20 protein-coding genes, 1 pseudogene and 1 riboswitch are annotated in these 21,051 nt (G+C 49.3%); of the genes and pseudogenes, 7 read left to right on the plus strand and 14 right to left on the minus strand.

Annotated features, from left to right (window positions below):
* Positions 1 to 536: 536 nt before the first annotated feature.
* Both ACLD4K_RS09355 and ACLD4K_RS09360 read right to left on the minus strand, forming a co-directional pair.
* Positions 537 to 743 (minus strand): hypothetical protein, encoded by a 207-nt coding sequence (locus ACLD4K_RS09355; RefSeq protein ID WP_259468410.1) that lies wholly within the window; start codon positions 741 to 743, stop codon positions 537 to 539.
* A gap of 123 nt (positions 744 to 866) precedes the next feature.
* Positions 867 to 1,136, minus strand: coding sequence for a hypothetical protein (locus tag ACLD4K_RS09360; RefSeq protein WP_259468411.1), 270 nt, complete (start codon positions 1,134 to 1,136; stop codon positions 867 to 869).
* Between the two features lie 163 nt (positions 1,137 to 1,299).
* Between ACLD4K_RS09360 and yegQ the strand changes: the two genes are divergently transcribed.
* Both yegQ and ACLD4K_RS09370 read left to right on the plus strand, forming a co-directional pair.
* Positions 1,300 to 2,661, plus strand: coding sequence for a tRNA 5-hydroxyuridine modification protein YegQ (yegQ, locus tag ACLD4K_RS09365; RefSeq protein WP_183058772.1), 1,362 nt, complete (start codon positions 1,300 to 1,302; stop codon positions 2,659 to 2,661).
* A 525-nt stretch (positions 2,662 to 3,186) separates the two neighbouring features.
* Positions 3,187 to 3,363 (plus strand): annotated as a pseudogene (locus tag ACLD4K_RS09370) (non-LEE encoded effector protein NleB); the annotation flags it as partial.
* Between the two features lie 9 nt (positions 3,364 to 3,372).
* Here ACLD4K_RS09370 and ACLD4K_RS09375 read toward each other — a convergent pair.
* Together ACLD4K_RS09375 and steD are read right to left on the minus strand one after the other, a co-directional pair.
* Positions 3,373 to 3,789: a CesT family type III secretion system chaperone gene (locus ACLD4K_RS09375; RefSeq protein ID WP_411011769.1), complete on the minus strand. Its 417-nt coding sequence runs from the start codon at positions 3,787 to 3,789 to the stop codon at positions 3,373 to 3,375.
* Between the two features lie 318 nt (positions 3,790 to 4,107).
* Positions 4,108 to 4,443: a type III secretion system effector SteD gene (gene steD / locus ACLD4K_RS09380; RefSeq protein ID WP_411011747.1), complete on the minus strand. Its 336-nt coding sequence runs from the start codon at positions 4,441 to 4,443 to the stop codon at positions 4,108 to 4,110.
* Between the two features lie 712 nt (positions 4,444 to 5,155).
* On the opposite strand from steD, the gene yegS reads away from it, so the two are divergent.
* Positions 5,156 to 6,055: a lipid kinase YegS gene (yegS, locus tag ACLD4K_RS09385; protein WP_411011748.1), complete on the plus strand. Its 900-nt coding sequence runs from the start codon at positions 5,156 to 5,158 to the stop codon at positions 6,053 to 6,055.
* A gap of 52 nt (positions 6,056 to 6,107) precedes the next feature.
* Here yegS and fbaB read toward each other — a convergent pair whose 3' ends face one another.
* Complete coding sequence (gene fbaB / locus ACLD4K_RS09390) at positions 6,108 to 7,160, minus strand: class I fructose-bisphosphate aldolase (RefSeq protein WP_000129590.1); 1,053 nt, start codon at positions 7,158 to 7,160, stop codon at positions 6,108 to 6,110.
* Between the two features lie 253 nt (positions 7,161 to 7,413).
* Between fbaB and ACLD4K_RS09395 the strand changes: the two genes are divergently transcribed.
* Genes ACLD4K_RS09395 through ACLD4K_RS09405 form a run of 3 tightly spaced genes read left to right on the plus strand, consistent with a single transcriptional unit; the run spans position 7,414 to position 10,648 of the window.
* Entirely contained in the window at positions 7,414 to 8,685 is a 1,272-nt protein-coding gene (locus ACLD4K_RS09395; protein ID WP_076935413.1) for a nucleoside permease, read from the plus strand.
* On the plus strand, positions 8,682 to 9,686 hold the full coding sequence (locus tag ACLD4K_RS09400; protein WP_000642793.1) for an ADP-ribosylglycohydrolase family protein: 1,005 nt from the start codon (positions 8,682 to 8,684) through the stop codon (positions 9,684 to 9,686). Before ACLD4K_RS09395 ends, ACLD4K_RS09400 begins: the two co-directional genes overlap by 4 nt.
* Positions 9,683 to 10,648, plus strand: a complete 966-nt coding sequence (locus ACLD4K_RS09405; RefSeq protein WP_065680588.1) for a PfkB family carbohydrate kinase — start codon at positions 9,683 to 9,685, stop codon at positions 10,646 to 10,648. Before ACLD4K_RS09400 ends, ACLD4K_RS09405 begins: the two co-directional genes overlap by 4 nt.
* Here ACLD4K_RS09405 and ACLD4K_RS09410 read toward each other — a convergent pair.
* Genes ACLD4K_RS09410 through thiM form a run of 3 tightly spaced genes read right to left on the minus strand, consistent with a single transcriptional unit; the run spans position 10,622 to position 12,988 of the window.
* Positions 10,622 to 11,368, minus strand: coding sequence for a GntR family transcriptional regulator (locus ACLD4K_RS09410; protein WP_000434062.1), 747 nt, complete (start codon positions 11,366 to 11,368; stop codon positions 10,622 to 10,624). The two genes, ACLD4K_RS09405 and ACLD4K_RS09410, sit on opposite strands and share 27 nt — an antisense overlap.
* A 35-nt stretch (positions 11,369 to 11,403) precedes the next feature.
* A complete protein-coding gene (gene thiD, locus ACLD4K_RS09415) occupies positions 11,404 to 12,204 on the minus strand; it encodes a bifunctional hydroxymethylpyrimidine kinase/phosphomethylpyrimidine kinase (RefSeq protein ID WP_000822242.1) in 801 nt (266 codons plus the stop codon).
* Complete coding sequence (thiM, locus tag ACLD4K_RS09420) at positions 12,191 to 12,988, minus strand: hydroxyethylthiazole kinase (protein WP_411011749.1); 798 nt, start codon at positions 12,986 to 12,988, stop codon at positions 12,191 to 12,193. The genes thiD and thiM overlap by 14 nt, the downstream gene beginning before the upstream one ends.
* 31 nt (positions 12,989 to 13,019) lie before the next feature.
* Positions 13,020 to 13,116: riboswitch (TPP riboswitch) on the minus strand.
* Positions 13,117 to 13,397: 281 nt separating this feature from the next.
* On the opposite strand from thiM, the gene rcnB reads away from it, so the two are divergent.
* The gene (gene rcnB / locus ACLD4K_RS09425; RefSeq protein ID WP_000837534.1) at positions 13,398 to 13,712 is read left to right on the plus strand and encodes a Ni(II)/Co(II) efflux transporter accessory subunit RcnB; all 315 of its coding nucleotides are present in this window, start codon (positions 13,398 to 13,400) and stop codon (positions 13,710 to 13,712) included.
* 261 nt (positions 13,713 to 13,973) lie between these two features.
* On the opposite strand, the gene ACLD4K_RS09430 is transcribed toward rcnB, so the two are convergent.
* The 6 genes from ACLD4K_RS09430 to apbC form a co-directional block, all read right to left on the minus strand.
* On the minus strand, positions 13,974 to 14,981 hold the full coding sequence (locus ACLD4K_RS09430; protein ID WP_183059288.1) for a putative fimbrial-like adhesin protein: 1,008 nt from the start codon (positions 14,979 to 14,981) through the stop codon (positions 13,974 to 13,976).
* A 15-nt stretch (positions 14,982 to 14,996) separates the two neighbouring features.
* Positions 14,997 to 17,486, minus strand: coding sequence for a fimbrial biogenesis outer membrane usher protein (locus ACLD4K_RS09435; RefSeq protein ID WP_411011750.1), 2,490 nt, complete (start codon positions 17,484 to 17,486; stop codon positions 14,997 to 14,999).
* 13 nt (positions 17,487 to 17,499) lie between these two features.
* Positions 17,500 to 18,183: a fimbrial biogenesis chaperone StcB gene (gene stcB, locus ACLD4K_RS09440; RefSeq protein ID WP_183059286.1), complete on the minus strand. Its 684-nt coding sequence runs from the start codon at positions 18,181 to 18,183 to the stop codon at positions 17,500 to 17,502.
* 55 nt (positions 18,184 to 18,238) lie between these two features.
* On the minus strand, positions 18,239 to 18,769 hold the full coding sequence (gene yehD / locus ACLD4K_RS09445) for a fimbrial protein YehD (RefSeq protein WP_183059285.1): 531 nt from the start codon (positions 18,767 to 18,769) through the stop codon (positions 18,239 to 18,241).
* A gap of 487 nt (positions 18,770 to 19,256) precedes the next feature.
* Positions 19,257 to 19,538: a DUF2574 family protein gene (locus tag ACLD4K_RS09450; RefSeq protein WP_183059284.1), complete on the minus strand. Its 282-nt coding sequence runs from the start codon at positions 19,536 to 19,538 to the stop codon at positions 19,257 to 19,259.
* A gap of 277 nt (positions 19,539 to 19,815) precedes the next feature.
* The gene (gene apbC / locus ACLD4K_RS09455) at positions 19,816 to 20,925 is read right to left on the minus strand and encodes an iron-sulfur cluster carrier protein ApbC (protein WP_079790472.1); all 1,110 of its coding nucleotides are present in this window, start codon (positions 20,923 to 20,925) and stop codon (positions 19,816 to 19,818) included.
* Between the last annotated feature and the right edge of the window lie 126 nt (positions 20,926 to 21,051).

The raw sequence follows: 21,051 nt of genomic DNA on the forward strand, positions 1-21,051 counted from the left end.
GGTGGTCTGTAATCTGGAATAATTGAAATATGAGCCATTAATTTTTCAAGACCCATAATCTGTTCTCCTTATTTTTCAGGAGATATTTGATCATATATAAAGTCAGAAGGACAGTTGCACCAGATGAGGGTTAGCTTAATTTTTAAACAAGAAATGCTGATTTATTAGTACAAAAAACATACTTCTGCTGATCTTTCCCTGGTTTACTAACCTGCACACCCTAAGATTACTCTCTTATCTGCATTAAGAATATCATTGTGTTTTTTTCGGAATATATAAAGGTTCCCCATAGTGGATGCATAACGTGAGCCAAATTAGTTAAAGACGGGATCACTGACACTATAATAAGTCAAATGACCTTTTGTATTTTCTTTAATACATGTTGCCGAGGTAATTTCAAGTTTATTTTTTAGTGAATTAGTTTCATATTCAAGAAATGCTTTATTTAATTCCTGAATATTGGGGCGGTGTCATAACATCCTGATAGCAGAAAGATAAAAATCAGCAGCCATTTACCCTGATTAAACATATACGCTTCACGCATTACAATCTTCCGTAACCAAATCCAGCAGCGTTAAACTCCACCCTTTGCCCAAGCCATGAAGCTCGCTCAGATGAAAAATCAAACCATCACCCCATTTTTTCGGCACTGCCACCACTCGCTCTGATTGCAGCTCAAGCCGCCTGGCGTTTGCTATACAGGTATCCGACGCCTGATCCCCATTATCCGCTCCATTCACCATGCTAAACGCCAGCAGGTATAGCTAACAAAAAACCGGCGTGATCCCATCCCTTTTCACAAACGTACTCAACCTCCGTGTGGTGATCAAATTCCTTATCCACAGGAATGTGCTCTGAAAACCAACCTACCTGCCCCAACAGGTAGTTAAAGTCAGGTATCGGTTTATTAATATCAAATTTTTCATCCAGTTATAATCAAACCCAGCCCCAATTCGGTACAGCACATACATCCCGACTTTTTTATCAATCAGGGCATTAATTTTCGCGTTGTCTCGCTGCTGAAAAGCGATAATCACTTGTCTCGCCGTCTCTTCAAACGACGGAGCGGCACAAACGGGATGCGCGACCATTCCCAGCAGACTCAACGCGATGGCCGTGCGGCTCATTTTCATCATTGGCTCCCCATTAACATCCGGTGTTCTATTAGCGCCAATATACTCTCGCAATATTTACTCAGCCTGTCCGTAAGCGTACAATGCCCGCCCTTAAAGTGAGGACTCTCCTCCAGCCGCCTCATCAGGTGAGGCGGATCTGACCTGTCATCAGAACGAGAAAATGATGTTTAAACCAGAACTCCTTTCGCCGGCGGGAACGCTGAAAAATATGCGTTACGCTTTCGCTTACGGTGCCGATGCCGTCTATGCGGGCCAACCACGCTACTCTTTACGCGTGCGTAATAACGAATTCAATCACGAAAATTTGCAGCTTGGCATCAACGAAGCCCACGCGCTCGGAAAAAAATTCTACGTGGTGGTGAACATCGCCCCGCATAACGCCAAGCTCAAAACCTTTATCCGTGACCTGAAACCCGTCGTCGAGATGGGCCCGGATGCGCTGATCATGTCCGATCCAGGGTTGATTATGCTGGTACGCGAGCACTTCCCGGCAATGCCGATTCACCTGTCGGTACAGGCTAATGCCGTAAACTGGGCGACGGTAAAATTCTGGCAGCAGATGGGGCTGACCCGTGTGATTCTCTCCCGCGAACTGTCGCTGGAAGAGATTGAGGAAATTCGCCAGCAGGTGCCGGATATGGAAATAGAAATTTTCGTCCACGGCGCGCTATGCATGGCCTATTCCGGTCGCTGCCTGCTTTCCGGCTACATCAATAAACGCGATCCGAACCAGGGCACCTGCACCAATGCCTGCCGTTGGGAATATAACGTGCAGGAAGGAAAAGAAGACGTTGTCGGCAACATCGTGCATAAGCACGAACCGATTCCGGTACAGAACGTTGAGCCGACGCTCGGTATCGGCGCGCCGACGGATAAAGTGTTTATGATAGAAGAGGCCCAAAGACCGGGCGAATACATGACCGCGTTCGAAGACGAGCATGGCACCTATATCATGAACTCAAAAGATTTGCGCGCTATCGCCCACGTGGAGCGCCTGACGAAAATGGGCGTCCACTCGCTGAAAATCGAAGGCCGCACCAAATCCTTTTATTACTGCGCCCGTACCGCGCAGGTCTACCGTAAGGCCATCGACGACGCCGCCGCGGGTAAACCCTTCGACCCTACGCTGCTGGAAACGCTGGAAGGTCTGGCTCATCGCGGCTATACCGAAGGTTTCCTGCGTCGCCATACGCACGACGATTACCAGAATTACGAGTACGGATACTCCGTTTCCGAACGCCAGCAATTTGTCGGCGAGTTCACCGGCGAGCGTAAAGGCCAACTGGCGGCCGTGGCGGTGAAGAATAAATTCTCCGTTGGCGATAGTCTGGAGCTGATGACACCGCAGGGAAATATCAATTTCACCCTGGAACAGATGGAGAACGCCAAAGGCGAGGCTATGCCGGTGGCACCTGGCGATGGCTATACCGTCTGGATGCCCGTCCCGCAGGACGTTACGCTGGATTACGCACTATTGATGCGTAATTTCTCAGGTGAATCAACGCGTAACCCCCATGCTAAGTAGTTAATTGCGGTTATTTTTTCATGGCGGGAAGATTCTTAGAAATTGATCACATACCGCTTCGCTCAATGCGGGTATTATTCAACGCGCTGAAAAACATAACCCATAAATGCTAGCTGTACCAGGAACCACCTCCTTGGCCTGCGTAATCTCCCTTACGCAGGCTTATTTTTTGCGTATAATCAATAAAAAAGTGGTACTTCCCGCCATATCCAAAAATTGACCACACTAACCAAAGCGCAAATGGGCGCTTAGGTTTAGAGAGCTCCCCTATTCATTGCCAGCCAGCAAGTCACAATCCTCCCCGCATCCGGTCAGACTCAGGACCTGACATTCTGACGGCGACCAGGAGATGACACAGCACCAGGGTAAAAAGTATAAAATCATTCTGGAACAGGATAGAATTTGTTTCTTTTTTACGTTTAAAATCAGTGTATTAAATCAATAACTGCTTTGTGAGAACTTACACAAAAAGTTTACAGGCTATTAAATTAAGGTTAAAAACTGATAATTTAAGCGTATAAAATTATGGCACGTTTTAATGCCGCTTTTACAAGGATTAAAATAATGTTTTCCCGGATTAGAGGTTTGATTTCATGTCAAAGTAATACTCAAACCATCGCACCCACGCTCAGTCCACCTTCATCCCATGTAAATTTTGCTGGGGTTGATTATCCTCTATTACCACTCGATCACCAAACGCCCTTCCCACCGTCACATATAATCGGTATCCAGAGTTATTCCTTTATCCTGTAAAATGTGATACAGATTCTCCATTGATCTAATAACTACCTCAATTTCACATTCAAGTTTCTCTACAGAACTTTCATTGAGTGAAAGGTTGAGAGCCAGTAATAATGATTGTGAGTTATTATCATAACACAAATGTGGTCCACTATTCTCTGCAAACCATAAGTTTGCATTGAGAAACTCCAAAGCAAGATTATTATTATCCGGAGGTCTTCCACAAAAACCGTATATCATTATATACTCGCTGTTAGTGCTTGTTAATAACACACGATAGCGGTTATCTATAATAAATGAGCATAATCTGCTTTCGTCAAAGGCAATTGAATCGACATTTAATTTTAGTGAAAACTGTCTTAATAAGCTATCGGCTCTTGAATACATAACACCCCATACTCTAAAAATTTTCCATATATACCCTTCATACTTCAAGTTGCTTATGTGTTGGCTACGGATTACTCGACCCATCCATGGGCCTCGCCCTGACGGGCCGTCGCACGCGACGTTCAAATCTGCTCCCGGCAGATTTGTCGTTCACCCCAGTCACATCGTTATCTATGCTCCCGGGGACTCACTCCCTTGCCGCCTTTAAGCAACTCGAATTATTTTGGGTATAAGTCATAAACCTCTGGTCTGTGCGCTTAACACCCCGTGTCATCTCCGGAATTCATCTTTTCCCTATGACTTGCTGTGTTTGCTCATTTATGGCCAGGCTGGCCGGGTTCTGACGCCATTTGCGCTAAGGTATAGTCCGGCGCATATTCCCATCATACCAATTCCCCCCATGCCAAACGATGCGCCTAAAACCGTCAGGGCGGTAGTATATGCAGCACCGCTACTGACACTGGCGACAGCCCCTGAGCATACCCCACTGAAAACACTTGTAAAAAATGCTGAGGCTCCCAGGCACATTAAACATCTGGGTTTATTGCCGTAAACGTTAAGCTCAACGATTTGAGCTCCCGGTCTTTCTTCATTACACCGTTCAGAAGGAGGGAGCAATGGCGTTTGCGCATTCACGCCTGAAGTGACATTCATATAAACCTCTTCATGCACATGCCTGTTTATGTTTATGAGAAAAGCGATACCTCAGGCAACGATACGACTATAAGACACCGCGCTTAGAGCCTATCCCATTAGGGATATTTTACTTGCCATTTTGGTCCTGGGCAGTGCTCAAAATCCTCATGTACTACGTGTACGCTCCGGTTTTTGCGCGCTGTCCGTGTCCAAACTGGCTGCGCCAATAACGCCTGGTGGGATAGGCGCTAAGTCATCATCTAAATAGGTTTTATTTCATAACAAGAATAGTGTACTGCTAATAGTGCGCCTTGTTCCTGCCAAAGCAGTCTAAAGAACATTTCGATTTTATGCTATTAAAAAGTATGTTTGGTAATAAATATCAGGTTATTATCTTATATTGTGGTATTTGAAATTAATACTGATAACTGACGTATGTTCGTCTTGTTAATCCTCCGTTTCGTTATTAAAGGCGCTATATCGGAAAGCGTCTGACTACCCCTTGTGGTTTCCCTGCACTCTCACAAGCGCTACTCAATGCGTATACCGGCATCTCTCTTGTCGCCATTTGCCTTAAACCATGCTTCGCTTACCGCTGCGTATAGCAGGAAGAAAAACGGTAAAGCAATAAGTGCGCAACATTTCAATTTTCATCCTGTTCTGACCTCGCTTTTTCATTTCTGCTATACACTTTCTGGAGATGGTTGTTCAACCTATTAAGGCATAACGGATGGCTAACTTTCCCGCCAGCTTACTGATCCTCAATGGCAAAAGCGCTGATAACCAGCCGCTACGTGAGGCCATTACTCTACTTCGCGACGAAGGCATACAGATTCACGTTCGGGTAACCTGGGAAAAAGGCGACGCGCAGCGTTACGTTGATGAAGCCCGTAGACTGGGCGTTGAAACGGTGATTGCCGGCGGCGGAGACGGTACCATTAATGAAGTGTCAACCGCGCTGATCCAGATCCACGACGGCGTAGCCCCTGTACTGGGCCTTTTGCCGCTCGGCACTGCCAACGATTTTGCCACCAGCGCCGGTATTCCTGAAGCGCTGGACAAAGCGCTGAAACTGGCGATTGCCGGAAATGCGATGGAAATTGATATGGCCAGAGTCAATGATAAAACCTGTTTTATCAATATGGCGACGGGCGGTTTTGGCACCCGCATTACCACCGAAACGCCGGAAAAACTCAAGGCCGCGTTGGGCGGCGTCTCCTATCTTATCCACGGTCTGATGAGAATGGATACGCTGACCCCTGACCGCTGCGAAATACGTGGCGAAAACTTTCACTGGCAGGGAGATGCGCTGGTAATCGGCATCGGCAACGGTCGTCAGGCCGGCGGCGGACAGCAATTATGTCCCACCGCGCTGGTTAACGACGGGCTGTTACAGCTACGGATTTTTACCGGCGAAGAGCTGCTGCCGGCGCTGTTTTCCACGCTCACGCAGTCAGATGACAATCCGAATATTATTGACGGCACCTCGGCGTGGTTTGATATTCATGCGCCGCATGAAATCACGTTTAATCTGGATGGCGAACCACTCAGCGGACAAGAATTTCATATTGAGGTGCTGCCTGGCGCATTACGCTGTCGGCTGCCGCCAGACTGCCCGTTGCTACGTTAATAACACCTGCCGCTGGCCGGATGCGCTCACATCCGGCTTTTCTTCGTTGAACTCAGGCGATGGTGACTTTGCTATCCAGATAGACATCCTGTACGGCGTTAATCAACTTCACGCCATCAGCCATCGATTTCTTAAAGGCTTTACGTCCCAGAATTAGCCCCATTCCACCGGCTCGTTTGTTGATCACTGCGGTACGAACCGCGTCGCCGAGATCAGTGTCGCCGCCGTCCGCGCCGCCGGAGTTGATAAGCCCGGCGCGTCCCATATAGCAGTTCGCCAACTGGTAACGTACCAAATCAATCGGGTTATCGCTGGTCAGTTTGCTGTACACGCGATCATCGGTATAGCCGAAGTTGACCGCTTTATAACCGCCATTATTCTCGGCCATTTTCTGTTTCACAATATCCGCGCCAATCGTAGCGGCCAGATGGTTAGCTTGCCCCGTCAGGTCAGCGGATACATGGTAATCGACGCCGTCTTTTTTAAAGGAAGAATTACGCAGGTAAGCCCACAATACGGTCACCATACCCAGCTCATGCGCACGCTCAAAAGCGGCGGAGATCTCTTCAATCTGGCGACGAGACTGTTCCGAACCGAAATAGATCGTCGCGCCTACCGCCACGGCGCCCATATTGAACGCCTGCTCAACGCTGGCGTACAGGGTCTGATCGTACTCTGTCGGATAGCTCAATGTTTCGTTGTGATTCAGTTTGACCAAAAACGGAATACGGTGCGCATAGCGCCGTGAAACCGAGGCCAGTACGCCGTAGGTAGAGGCCACGCAGTTACAGCCGGCCTCAATCGCCAATTCAACAATATTTTTTGGGTCAAAGTAGCGCGGGTTGGCCGCAAAAGAGGCGCCGGCGGAGTGCTCCACTCCCTGATCGACGGGCAGTATCGAAAGGTATCCTGTTCCCGCCAGGCGTCCAGTATTATAAAGCGTCTGCATATTACGCAGAACGGCTGGTGGACGATTATTGTCAATCATCACCCGGTCAACGTAATCCTTGCCGGGTAGATAAAGCTGATCGGAAGGAATGGTCATACAACGATGCTGTAAAAGGCTGTCGGCGTCTTTGCCAAGCAACTGCGCAATATCAGTCATAGCTATGCTCCCGTAAGTTCCGATAGGGTATCGGAAGGTGAATAGTCCTGCCCCGCAGATTGCGGGTCGCAATAAGCCTGGTACTGACCGACCATTTTTGCCAACTTTAGCGCATTTTTTCGGCGCTATCTGCTGACTCGATTCACGTCCGAAAAAATGTTAGATCGGTCAAAATTAATGCTTAATGGTATTTAAAAGGTATTATTAAATGGTATTGTCGTGGCGTACCTTACCTGTCATGAAGGATTTAAAAATGAAAACGACCTTTAAACTGTCGTTCATGATGTTCGTAGAGTGGTTTATCTGGGGCGCCTGGTTCGTCCCCCTGTGGCTATGGCTAAATAAAAGCGGGTTTTCTGCCGGTGAAATAGGCTGGTCTTATGCCTGTACCGCCATTGCGGCGATCCTGTCGCCGATTCTGGTCGGCTCCGTTACCGACCGTTTTTTCTCGGCGCAAAAAGTCCTGGCGGTACTGATGTTTGCAGGCGCCGTGCTGATGTATTTCGCGGCGCAGCAAACCACCTTTGCCGGATTCTTTCCGCTGCTTCTGGCCTATTCATTGACCTATATGCCGACCATCGCGCTGACAAACAGCATTGCCTTTGCTAACGTACCGGACGTTGAACGCGATTTTCCACGCATTCGCGTTATGGGAACCATTGGGTGGATTGCCTCCGGCCTCGCCTGTGGATTCCTGCCGCAAATGTTAGGCTATAACGATATTTCCCCCACCAACATTCCACTGCTCATAACCGCCGCAAGTTCAGCGTTGCTGGGTGTATTTGCGTTCTGTCTGCCAGACACGCCGCCAAAAAGCACCGGCAAGATGGATATTAAAGTGATGCTGGGGCTGGATGCGCTGGTCCTGCTGCGCGATAAAAACTTTCTCGTTTTCTTCTTCTGTTCCTTCCTGTTTGCGATGCCGCTGGCCTTCTACTACATCTTCGCTAACGGCTATCTGACAGAAGTGGGAATGAAAAACGCCACCGGCTGGATGACGCTCGGCCAGTTCTCTGAAATCTTCTTTATGCTGGCTCTGCCCTTTTTCACTAAGCGCTTTGGTATTAAAAAGGTATTATTACTTGGTCTTATTACCGCTGCGATCCGCTACGGCTTTTTTGTCTATGGCGGCGCGGAGACGTACTTCACTTACACCCTGCTGTTCCTCGGTATTTTGCTGCACGGCGTAAGTTACGATTTCTACTACGTCACCGCCTACATTTATGTCGATAAAAAAGCGCCGGTTCATATGCGTACCGCTGCGCAAGGGCTTATCACCCTCTGCTGTCAGGGATTCGGCAGCCTGCTGGGGTATCGTCTCGGCGGCGTGATGATGGAAAAAATGTTTGCTTATCCGCAACCGGTTAACGGTCTGACATTCAACTGGGCGGGCATGTGGACGTTTGGCGCAGTGATGATTGCCGTCATCGCGCTACTGTTTATGATTTTCTTTCGCGAATCGGACAAAGAGATCACGGCTATTGACGATCGCGATATTGCGTTGACACAAGGGGAAGTAAAATGAAAGCAGAACGTATTCTCGGTGCTCTTTACGGGCAAGCGTTAGGGGATGCGATGGGAATGCCCTCTGAGCTGTGGCCGAGAACGCGCGTCAAAGCGCATTTCGGCTGGATTGACCGCTTTCTGCCCGGGCCAAAAGAGAATAATGCCGCCTGCTATTTTAACCGCGCGGAGTTTACGGACGATACCGCAATGGCGCTCTGCCTGGCCGACGCGCTACTCGAATGCGAAGGCAACATTGATCCCGAGATTATTGGGCGTAACATCCTCGCCTGGGCAGAGCGCTTTGATGCGTTCAATAAAAATGTACTCGGCCCGACGTCAAAAATTGCGCTGAACGCGATTCGCGACGGCAAACCCATCGCGGCGCTGGAAAATAACGGCGTGACTAACGGCGCGGCCATGCGCGTTTCGCCGTTGGGCTGCCTGTTGCCGCCAACTAACCTGACAGCCTTTATAGCAGAAGTAGCGTTAGCCTCCAGCCCGACGCATAAATCCGATCTGGCAGTGGCTGGCGCCGTGGTTGTCGCCTGGGCCGTCTCGCGAGCGGTTAACGGCGACACGTGGCAAAGTATTGCCGACTCGCTCCCCGCCGTCGCCCATCAGGCGCAGACAGCGCGTATTACCACGTTTAGCGCCTCGCTATCGGCACGTCTGGAACTGGCGCTAAACATTGTCCGCCACGCCGACGGCGTCGAATCTGCCAGCGAACAGCTCTATCAGATCATCGGCGCGGGAACCAGCACCATTGAATCGGTTCCCTGCGCTATCGCCATGGTGGAACTGGCAAATACCGATCCTAACCGCTGTGCCGTGCTGTGCGCTAACCTCGGCGGCGATACCGACACTATCGGCGCGATGGCTACCGCCATTTGCGGCGCGTTGCACGGGGTAAGTGCCATTAACCCCCAGTTAAAGCAAACGCTGGACGAGGTTAATCAACTGGATTTTGCGCGCTATGCCGTTGCGCTGGCGAGTTATCGTCAACGGCGGGAGGCACTATGAACGGCGCACGGTTGCTGACATTATTACCGACCCTGCATACCCGGCGTCCGCTCACCGTTATCGGCGCGGCAGTGATCGATATCATTGCCGACACCTGGACGTTGCCGCGTCGCGGAGGCGATATTGAACTGCAACAACAGAGCGTCAATGTCGGCGGCTGTGCGCTGAATATTGCCGTGGCGTTGAAACGACTGGGGATTGACGCCAGCAATGCGCTGCCGCTGGGCCAGGGCGTGTGGGCGGAGAGGATTCGCCGCCGTCTGGCAAAAGAGGGATTATCCAGCGTGATTGACGCGGTTGAAGGAGATAACGGCTGGTGTCTGGCGTTAGTCGAACCGGATGGCGAACGCACGTTTATGTCTTTTAGCGGCGTGGAAAACCAGTGGAATGCGGACTGGCTGTCGCAGCTCAGGACACCGCGGGGCAGTCTTGTCTACCTGTCCGGCTATCAACTGGCCTCTTCCTGTGGCGAACCACTGATCCAGTGGCTGGAAACCGTCGACGATGTAACGCCTTTTATCGATTTTGGCCCACGAATCGGTGATATTACAGACGATGTAATGGCGCGCATTATGGCCTGCCGGCCCATCGTCTCCCTCAATCGCCAGGAAGCCATCATCGCCGCGGAACGCGCCGGACTTGCGACCGATACGCGCACTTTCGGCGAAGCATGGGTAAACCGCTTTTCCGCGCCGCTGGTGGTGCGCCACGATAAAGACGGAGCGTGGTATTTTAGCGCGCAATCTTCCGGCGTTGTGCCAGCGTTTCCGGCAACCGTGGTGGATACCATCGGCGCGGGCGACAGCCATGCTGGCGGCGTGCTGGCAGGACTGGCGTCAGGCTGGCCGCTCGCGGATGCCGTACTGCTGGGAAATGCGGTGGCGAGCTGGGTGGTCGGGCATCGCGGCGGCGACTGCGCGCCCACGCGCGAGGCGCTACTCCTCGCACACAAAAACGTATAGGTCGCTACGACAATAACTGATGCTGTATTCAATAGGCCGCTGCTGCTGATCGAGCGCCACCTGCTTAATCACCAGCACCGGCACTTTACCATCCATTTGAATATGCGACTGAAACTCATCATCCGGCATCCGGGCGCTGACGCGAGATCGGGTACGCTGAGGGTAAATGTGCTGGCGACGAAAATAGTCATACAACGAAATGCCAATCGCGTCGACATCATGAATCAGATGCGCGGGCACCCAGGACTCTTCAATCGATACCGCGTCCTCATCAACATAACGAATGCGTTTGAGTAAAAAGACGTCGCTGCCTGCGGGGATCGCCAGATGCTGCGCGACCTCATCCGGACAACTTACCACGCGTTTGTTAACCCATAGCGTATCCGGTTTTTTGCCGCGCAAGACAACCTGCTGAGAAAATCCCCGCGCCTCTTTCAGGGAATATTCAAAGATATTATTGATTTGCGTACCGTAGCCACGGGCGCGCGTGACGACACCCTCTTCTTCCAGCGCCTGCATCGCTTTCCGTACCGTGATGCGCGAGACGCCGGTAAGCTGGCTGAGGTCGCGTTCGCCAGGCAAAATATTACCGTGCTCAAGAATACCGCTGCGCACGGCATCCTTTACCGTCTGGGCGAATTTCATGTATAGCGGCGTATTATCCGCCGCTGAAATTCGTTCATTCAGTTGCGCGATGAGCCGGGTATGCGCTTGTTCCATTTATCTTTCCTGACGACGGGTCTGTAGGCAGTATACTACCACCACGCGTGGAAATGATGTACCGGACCAATGCCCTTCCCCACTTCCAGCGTGTCCGCCTGCGCCAGCGCCGCCGAAAGCCATGCCTTCGCCTCGTTTACCGTCTCTCCCCAACAGCGATGCCGGGGCCGTAACGCCGCCAGCGCCGCCGACAGCGTACAGCCCGTCCCATGCGTATTTTTGGTGTTCACACGCGGCGCGCTAAAACGCTGCTCGCCCTCACGGGTAAAGAGCCAGTCCGGGCTTTGCGCATCCTCTAAATGCCCGCCTTTCATCAATACCGCTTCACACCCCATCGCCAGTAACGCCCGCCCCTGCGCCAGCATCTCCTGTTCCGTACGCGCATGGGGAGCATCCAGCAACGCTGCGGCTTCCGGCAAATTAGGCGTAATCAGCGATACCTGCGGCAACAGCCGGACGCGTAATGTTTCTATCGCAGAGGGCGAGAGCAGCGGATCGCCGCTTTTCGCCAGCATCACCGTATCCAGCACCACATTACGTACATGATGGCGCTGTAGTCGCTCCGCCACGGCCTCGACAATATCGGTTTCCGCCAGCATCCCGATTTTCGTGGTATCAATGCGCACATCGCTGAACACGGAATCAAGTTGAGCGGCGACAAAGTCCGGCTCTATCCGGTACACCGACTGTACGCCACAGGTATTTTGCGCCACCAGCGCGGTGATGACCGAACAGCCATACGCGCCCAGCGCGGAAAAGGTCTTGAGATCCGCCTGGATACCGGCCCCGCCGCTGGGATCGGTGCCGGCAATCGTCAGCGCGTTAATTCTCTTCATTGGCCGCCTCCACATCCAGATGATAGAGCACATCAAGAAAAGCCGGGATGAAGCTACCCGGTCCTTCGCTACGCTCTGCCGCGGCCTGTCCAGCCAGTTTCATCCAGCAGCAGGCCGAAGCGACATTGTCCAGCGCGGCGCCCGGTAACGCGCAACTGGCGGCGACGACCGCCGACAACGCGCAGCCGGTGCCTACAATGCGAGTCATTAACGGATCGCCGCCGGGAATGCTCAGCGTGCGCTGACCGTTAGTGACGTAATCTACCTCTCCGGTAACCACAACGATGCAGTCTATCTGACGCGCCAGCGCCTGCGCCGCAGGCAGTGCAGCCAACGCCGCCTCGGTGGTATCTACGCCGCGTCCGCCCAGCGCCATGCCGGATAACGCCAGGATTTCCGAGGCGTTGCCGCGTATTGCCGCCGGGCGCAGGGACAAGAGATCCAGGCAAAATCGCCGACGAAATTCCAGCGCGCCTACTGCGACAGGATCAAGCGTCCACGGCGTTTTGGCATCATAAGCGCTTTCTACCGCCGCACGCATCGCGTCAGCGCGTGAGGCGGTTAAGGTTCCGACATTAACCAGCAAGGCGTTGGCGATGGCGGCAAACGGTCTGGCCTCGACAGGATCAATCACCATGGCGGGTGAAGCGCCCAGCGCCAGCAGCGTATTGGCGGTAAACGTTTGTACGACGTCATTTGTCATACAGTGCGTAAGCGGGGAGAGCGCGCGAAAGTGTTTTAACGTATGCGCCGCAAGCGTGCGGCAGTGCAGGTCAGGCTGCATGGTTCAGCTCCTGCCCGCGTGAAGAAGGGACACGAGCAGTGTCAGACTTCCCTACGCTGGCATTATCCAGATCAGGTGGTACGGGTATTTCTCAGCCTTCACAAAGAAGGGCACCCCGAGTCGTCAAGCCCCGCCGTGTTAAGCGGGGTTTCGCTATTAAGCATACTGTCTGCGCCAGACAATGTAAATTTACAGCCAGCCGCGGACGATAATTTCAGCGTTATCAGATAGTTCTCAAAACCTATTCGGTTCTGGCAAACTTGCTGGCGGATATGTTGCTGCACGACGCTTTCGTTTACACTTTTTACGAAAAGGGGCGTGAGATAACAAAATAGCGCTTGTCAGATACGCCACCAGCAGAAATGATACACACGATGTTAACTGACCCGCATATGTGGAGGGTAAAAGTATGAAAAGTAAGTTGCTGCCTTGCGCGCTGTTGCTTGCAACCAGTTTTGCATGGGCCGCCCCCGCGACAACGGGCATTGATCAATATGAGTTAAAAAGCTTTATCGCCGACTTCACCCACTTCAAGCCCGGCGATACCGTTCCGCAGATGTACCGCACCGATGAGTATAATATTAAACAGTGGAAATTACGTAATCTGCCCGCGCCAGATGCCGGTACTCACTGGACCTATATGGGCGGCGCGTATGTACTGATTAACGATACCGATGGAAAAATCATCAAAGCCTACGATGGCGAGATTTTTTATCATCGATAAAAAAAGCCCCCTCATCCAGAGGGGGAAATACAGCCCCATGTTACTTTTTTATTAGCCCTTAATCACTCTATCTCCTTCAAACTGCCTTTTTGTTGACTGCCTTCACTACCCGATTCGCTCTGGATCTCGCCCTTTTGAAACTACCGCATACCACATTAAAATTTATTGCAGAAAGATTGTCACCCCGGTCACTTATTATTGTAAGTGACCGGGAACTCATTCACCTATCGCGCCATATATCTTAAATGTTTTTCGTATATATTAATCGTATTTCACATAGATCAGCGCAGTCGCTTTTAGATCGCCTGGCTTTATATTGTCTCGGTCATAAACATAATAGCTGGCGATAATAGGAATTGTTATCATATCACTGTTTAGCGGCGTGCCTACTTGATCCACTTTCCATAACGTTGAAGCATTACCCTGCGCTGCTGTATTTGAAATATTCACCGTTTTCCCACCGCTCTCCAGTATAAATCCGACGCCATTATTCACAGCACCGCGCAGCACAGAATAGCTATCTGGTATTAAATCACTGCTGGAGAGATAAACCGTCATTTTACGCGATGTTTGTTTAGCATTACCAAAAAGATTATCACACTGGAGACGAATATTATCCGCAGTATTTTTGTTGCTGACCTTGCCTGTGTTATATAATTCAGAAAGCGCAATATTCGGTAGCGTGATCGTCAGATCTTCAGGTTTGCAGGTTGTCTGCTTGCGATCGTAGGACACAAACAGATCAAATGAATATAACCCTGCACCTCTAAGATAACTATTATAATCTGCGGCACAGGCATTCCAGCCTCTGCCTGCTAGCAGGCACCCTAAAAACCGCCAACCAGCCGTCCACTGAGTTGCAGAAGAAGCGCTTGTTATTGATACCACCCCGTTGATTAGGACACTGTTCCCACTACCGGCAGAAATATTTACATTCGCACCAGAGGAAGCAGGTTCAACCGTTACCGTATAGCCCGTTGTAAACGGCATTGTGAGAGTATTATTATCTGCCCAGGAGATTTTTAACTTCAGTTTTACTGTATCATTGTATAATCCCACGATGATATCGGAAGGATCCATACGCGTTATCTTATAAGTCCCTGTACAAGTTGTATCGTTAAAATTGTGGCTATAAGTTGCGGACTGATTAGGGTTAATCGTAAAATCCTCACGAATAATTAAATTATCCTGATAAGTAATTTCTCCCGTACAGGCTGCGTATGTTTCAGGTAATATCAATATCATCACGATAAAAAGAAAGAATTTCATTTCACCACCTCACCACTACCGACAAATATAAACTTTACTTTCATCAACCGTTTTACCAAAGGTGATTGAACATGAAAGCCCCTGCTCTTTATCTACTGGTACACTGACTTCCGGCGGAATATCATTCGTTCGAATAAATAACTGGCTACCCTGTCCAACAATGCCCACATTATGACCATGATGATCTACTACATCATAACCAAAAATAAGAGGCGAGCCATCAGGACGCTGCGCTTTAATAAACCATGGTTTACGCTGGTCGGTATCAAAATTCACTAGCACGACGGCCCCTCGGTATGGGGCGGCAACTTTACGGTTACCGCGTAATTCCGTTTCACTGCTACTTTGCGACACATCAAGCATAAGATGGTTTTCGCGATATGGCGTAAGGTTGTCATAAACCACCGTTCCTTTTTTATTGGTAGTCCGATATTTTTGGCCGTTAACGTAGGCACCTTCAAGTCCCGGAGCCTGCATAATCGCAAAGGTATCTGAAAGCCGGCTGGATAAATTCAACCCGCCACTCCAGGCTACAACCCCACCGGAAATACTTCCGCCGGTCTGAGTATAATTGGACGACTGGCTGTAACTACCATTAAGCGTTGCAACGGGCGTATTCCAGGTTAAATTCGTCCCCGCCGTGGTTTCGCTATCCTGTCGCTGATGGCTAAGATTCACGCCGTAATTAAATTGATCGCGACTGCCAGCCGTACCGGTTAACCCAATATTGTTTGAGGTAAAACCGTCATCATCAAACGTTGTCGAATTCGACACATTCAGATGACGCCGCGGAGTAGTAATACCATCCCCCCAGTCAAAAGGAATTGAGATAAACAGGTTAAAACGTTTATCTTCATTATGATCTTCGTCATACGTCTGACTGGCGGATAATGTATAATTAATCTTCTGGAACGTATTGGAATAGCTTATTTGATAATCTTTACTGGTGCCGCTACGTCCCCAGTAATCACGCCATAATGCACTCAGTGATACCGCGCCCCATCCTTCCGGTAACGATTGGCTCACATTAGCTGAAAACGTATTTTTACGCCCAAAATCGTTTTGATAATAATCAGCAATATCGTACGCGTCGTTCTTATCTCGACGATAGTTATTTTTATTATTAGCCCAGACATGATCGTTAAATGTACGGTAATCCTGTGTTGAATACCGATACGCAGCCAGACCAAAACGGGTTAATGTTTGGGTCAGGTATTTATTATAAGCAATCTGATAACTCTGGCCATCAAATACATCGCCATTATCCTGTTTACTGTGCGATCGCGTGGCATCAAGCGAAATAGCGCCAATTCGGGTGTTCCACCCCGTGCCGAGGGTAAACGCATTATAATGGTTCGATAGCATCGTACCACCATAAAGCGTCAACAGGTTATTAAGACCATACTGATAACTGATTTGTGTAAAATCGGCCTGATTATCGGCGCCTTCAATATGACTACGGCCAGCGGAAAAATCATATTTAGAGACGCCGGGCTGCAACATGTTCGGTACGGAAGCGTAAGGCACCAGCCAGGTATTTATCGAACCATCCGCCTCACGTACGGTGACATCAAGATCCGCGCCACCGCCCGCGAGTTGCAGATCCGCAATGGAAAAGGGACCAGGAGGAACCTCTTTCTTATAAACAATGAATCCGTTCTGTTCGATAGTTACCAAAGCGTTAGTCTGTGCAATCCCCTGCACCAACGGCGTAAAATTCTGTTTCGAGTTTGGCAACATTTGCATATCGCGGAACAGACGAACACCGGTAAACCTCACGGAATCGAAAACATCTGACGAGGTATACTGATCCCCGGCGCGTAATGTGCCGAGAAGCTCAGCGATACCGCGCTCCAGATACAATGTGTTGCTTTTCCACTCACCGCTGCTGCCATCGGTTTTATTAAATGTGGTATCCGCATGCGCCTGCCAGCCCAACAGATTGAAACCGCTATTGAACCGAACGTAAGTACTTTTACTATTGCCAGAATTCTTATAGTCGCTGTAATACTGGCTGGCATAGTAAGAAGTATAAAATGCATTGATGCCGCGATCCCAGTTTTCAGGCAATACATAACCCGCCTCGACCTCATTTACATAGGCCTGGGGAACGCTCAAATCCAGCCGAAAAACACCAATATTAAAAGTATAGCCTCCGCTTCTCACGACATCTTTTAGTGCAATACAATTCAGTGTTCCCTGCGGTTTCAAACCATCGCTTATCACACCAATATTTTTCAACAATTCAGTGGAAATACATGTGCTACCGGGATCATCGGCAACAATGATATCGTATTTACCTCGCCATTGATTGTTGACATAAATATCCAAATCATACTGTCCCGGAATCGGCTTATTCTCATCTATATGGAAATTTGTTATTTTTTGGTCTTTCATTCCCCCCATCATAAAATGGGTATCAAACGTTTCCGTTGCGACAGCCTGCGTTTGCCAGGTAAACAGAGTCAATAAAACAAGCGAAGCGATGGGTGTCATCCTTGGCATGATGAACTCCTGTTTATTTTACATTGATTTTGCTACTAATATAGTTACCATTATCATCAATAATCGTTACTTCATACTGGCTTGTTGACGCGTATTTCATGTTAATATTTTGCGTCGATAGCGGTGGTAGCATGATAGTTTGATCATTAATCTTAGTATTTCCTGATTTTACATCCGTCACGGTAATCCAGTTTGCAGTATCATTTTTCATCATGACAGTTTTATTACTGCGAAATAAACCAATCCGCTGAAAACTGTCTTTGGTTACGGCGGCAATTCGGCTGGGGCGCCATATTAATTTTATTCGATTCTGCATTGCGAATTTAAGCACATTTTTACCGGCATTTTCCTGGCTGTTTGGTGGAATATCAAGCACATTCAGATAGAACAGACTTTCTTTGTTATCCGGTAAGTTATTAGGCATTTTCTTGATTTTGATCTGCTGACCAGACTCAGCGGCAACGCGCGCCACTGGCGGCGTCAGCATAAATGGCACCTGAATTTTTTCTGGCGGTAATGAAGTGTTACCGTCATCTATCCAGGACTGTACCAGCGAAGCTTGCTCGCCCTGATTCACCAATTGTACAACGACTTCTTTCTTCTCTGCCGGGTAAATCACACGCGTACCATAAATAACAATACCAGCATGGGCAGGCAAAATTATGGCAGATAACAATACTGCAGATAATATTTTCATATTTACACGGCCTTGCTTATAAAAAACCGGCGACGAACGCCGCCGGTTGAATAAATTAGTCAGTAACAACCGTTAAAGTCAGTGTTGAGCTAACATCACCAGAAGCAACATCACCGTCTAAACGCGCATAGCGTGCTAAAAAAGTCAGGTCGTATTCACCGGTGCTATTTGGATCTAGTGTTACCCCTGTCTGTGGATCAATCTGATTATCCGTACTTCCGTAGTAAACCGCAAAGCCGACACCTTTGGCAGACCCGTTATTAAATGTGATATCGTTGCTGTCAAATTGCGTTGAAGAGAAGGTAATACGCGGCGCTACATCCGGTTGACATTTTATTTTCAACGGCATCTGGGTTTGATTAGTTACTGCATCATAAATCTGACCCGGGTTTAAATTAATTACTTTATCCGCACCAATTTCATTCAGTCTAATTTCAGCGGTGTTCGTATCCACAAATTGACAGGTAGTACCAACCACCTTTCCGTTAATATTCAGAACGCCTGAATCATACTCTTCAGCAGCAAAAACTCCAGCGCTCATAAATACAGCAGACAATACAGAAGCAGCAATAAGTGAACGTTTCATAATCTCTTCCTTAATGAAGTAATTTCTATTTGTTAAGAGTTATTAACCCTTGCGAAGAAAATTCTCATAGACGGGAAGTTACCGCAATGTAAACACGATGTTTTATTGATTTAAAGCAATTTACAGATTGCAATATAATTGCAACAAATAATCATGACTTATCATTATTTTGTAAACTTATTAATTTCCGAAATTTACTGTCCTTATACATAAGCAAAGCAAATAAAAAAGCCCATATCATTTATATCAATGATATGGGCCTGCGGAATTAATAAGAATTAGAGCCTATCCCACCAGGCGTTATTGGTGCAGCCAGTTTGGACACGGACAGCGCGCAAAAACCGGAGCGTACACGTAGTACGTGAGGTTTGACTCGCTACGCTCGCCCTTCGGGCCGCCGCAAGCGGCGTTCAAAACGCTAACGCGTTTTGGCGAGCACTGCCCAGGACCACAATGGCAAGTAAAATAGCCCTAATGGGATAGGCTCTTAGTCGTAATGATTAACAATAATCTGTCGGGTGCTATCACCAGGCACCGCGTATAGCTGCGTTGTCACACCTCTCATCGGCGTAACGGCGGGTGTTTGCAGCGTTGAAACGTGGATAGTGTTGCCGCAACGCTGCTGTAACTGTGCGTTTACCACTTCTGTACTGCACGTTGGCGCGGTCACTTTTCCACTGATGGTTAATGTTGCGGTATCGGAGGCAAAAACGGGTATGCTTATTCCATAAGCCGAAACTATAATTCCCATCAGCAAATATTTTTTCATCGTGAGCAATTGTTCCTCTGGTGAACGTCAAACAGTATGCAGGCTATCCTGATGAGCAGTATGAACGTATCGATACCTTAAAACCAATTGAAAAAATAAATCAGTAGGATAGGTATGATCAATTCAAATAATGTTTTTGCCGATTATTTCAGATAAACGCCTGTCTGTTTAAGCAAGAATTAACAATGCGGGGGCTATTATTTTATTAATACATTCACCACATCAATATATATTAATGCAGTGAATGTCATATTCTCTTTGGAATACGTCAGGAGGATTACACCGCGCGGAAGGCGATTTCACCCGGAATCACTTCACCCTGCCAGTAAAGCTGTGCCGCAACGCGATCGGCCAGTTCGCGATAGATCGCGGTAAACTCGCTCTCCGGACGGCTAACCACCGTCGGCGTACCGCGATCGAGATCTTCGCGCAGACTAATATGCAGCGGCATCTGACCCAGAAGCTGAGTATGGTATTTTTCCGCCAGCTTCTGCGCGCCGCCCGTGCCGAAGATCGGTTCGTGATGGCCGCAGTTGCTACAAATATGCATACTCATATTTTCCACAATGCCGAGCACCGGCACTTCCACCTTCTCGAACATCACGATACCTTTTTTGGCGTCGATTAGCGCGATATCCTGCGGCGTAGTCACCACCACCGCGCCGGTAACAGGAATGTTCTGCGCCAGCGTTAGCTGAATATCCCCGGTTCCCGGCGGCATATCCAGTACCAGATAATCCAGATCCGGCCACAGCGTCTCCTGTAACATCTGCATCAGCGCCTTACTGGCCATTGGGCCGCGCCATACCATCGCGTTATCGTCAGTCACCAGATAACCGATCGAGTTGGTCGCCAGGCCGTGAGACATAATCGGCGCCATATGCGTACCGTCTGGCGATGTCGGGCGCTGATCTTCTGCGCCAAGCATGGTTGGGATCGACGGACCGTAAATATCGGCATCGAGAATCCCAACCTTTGCGCCTTCAGCCGCTAACGCCAGCGCCAGGTTAACGGCGGTGGACGATTTACCCACCCCGCCTTTACCGGAGCTCACGGCAATGATGTTTTTCACGCCATTAATGCCAGGCTGATTTTTGACGCGTTTCAGCGTCGCAATGTTGTACGACAGTTTCCAGTCGATCGCTTTTGCGCCTGTAATACGTAACAGATCGGCGCTGCATTGCTCTTTTAAAACCTCAAACGCGCTGTTCCAGACGAACGGCATGACCAGCTCAACGTGCAGCGTATCATCCATCCAGGCGACGTGGTGCAACGCCTTAAGCGTGGTGAGGTTATGCTTCAGGGTTGGGTGCTGAAAATTCGCCAGCGTCCCGGCGACCATCGCTCGCAGGGTATCTGGTGACTTGGCCTGGGATTGTTCGTTCATCCCGACTCCTTTTGTAGTTCTGAAAAGTACGATTGTAACTTTGTAGTTTACTCCAGCGGTAACAATTATTCATTTACGGATAAATGCCCTTATCGCTTGGCGCAGTAATTACCATTTTGGTACTAT

It is taken from the genome of Salmonella sp. 741265055_HSA, from assembly GCF_046569525.1.
GTDB classification, from domain to species: domain Bacteria; phylum Pseudomonadota; class Gammaproteobacteria; order Enterobacterales; family Enterobacteriaceae; genus Salmonella; species Salmonella enterica.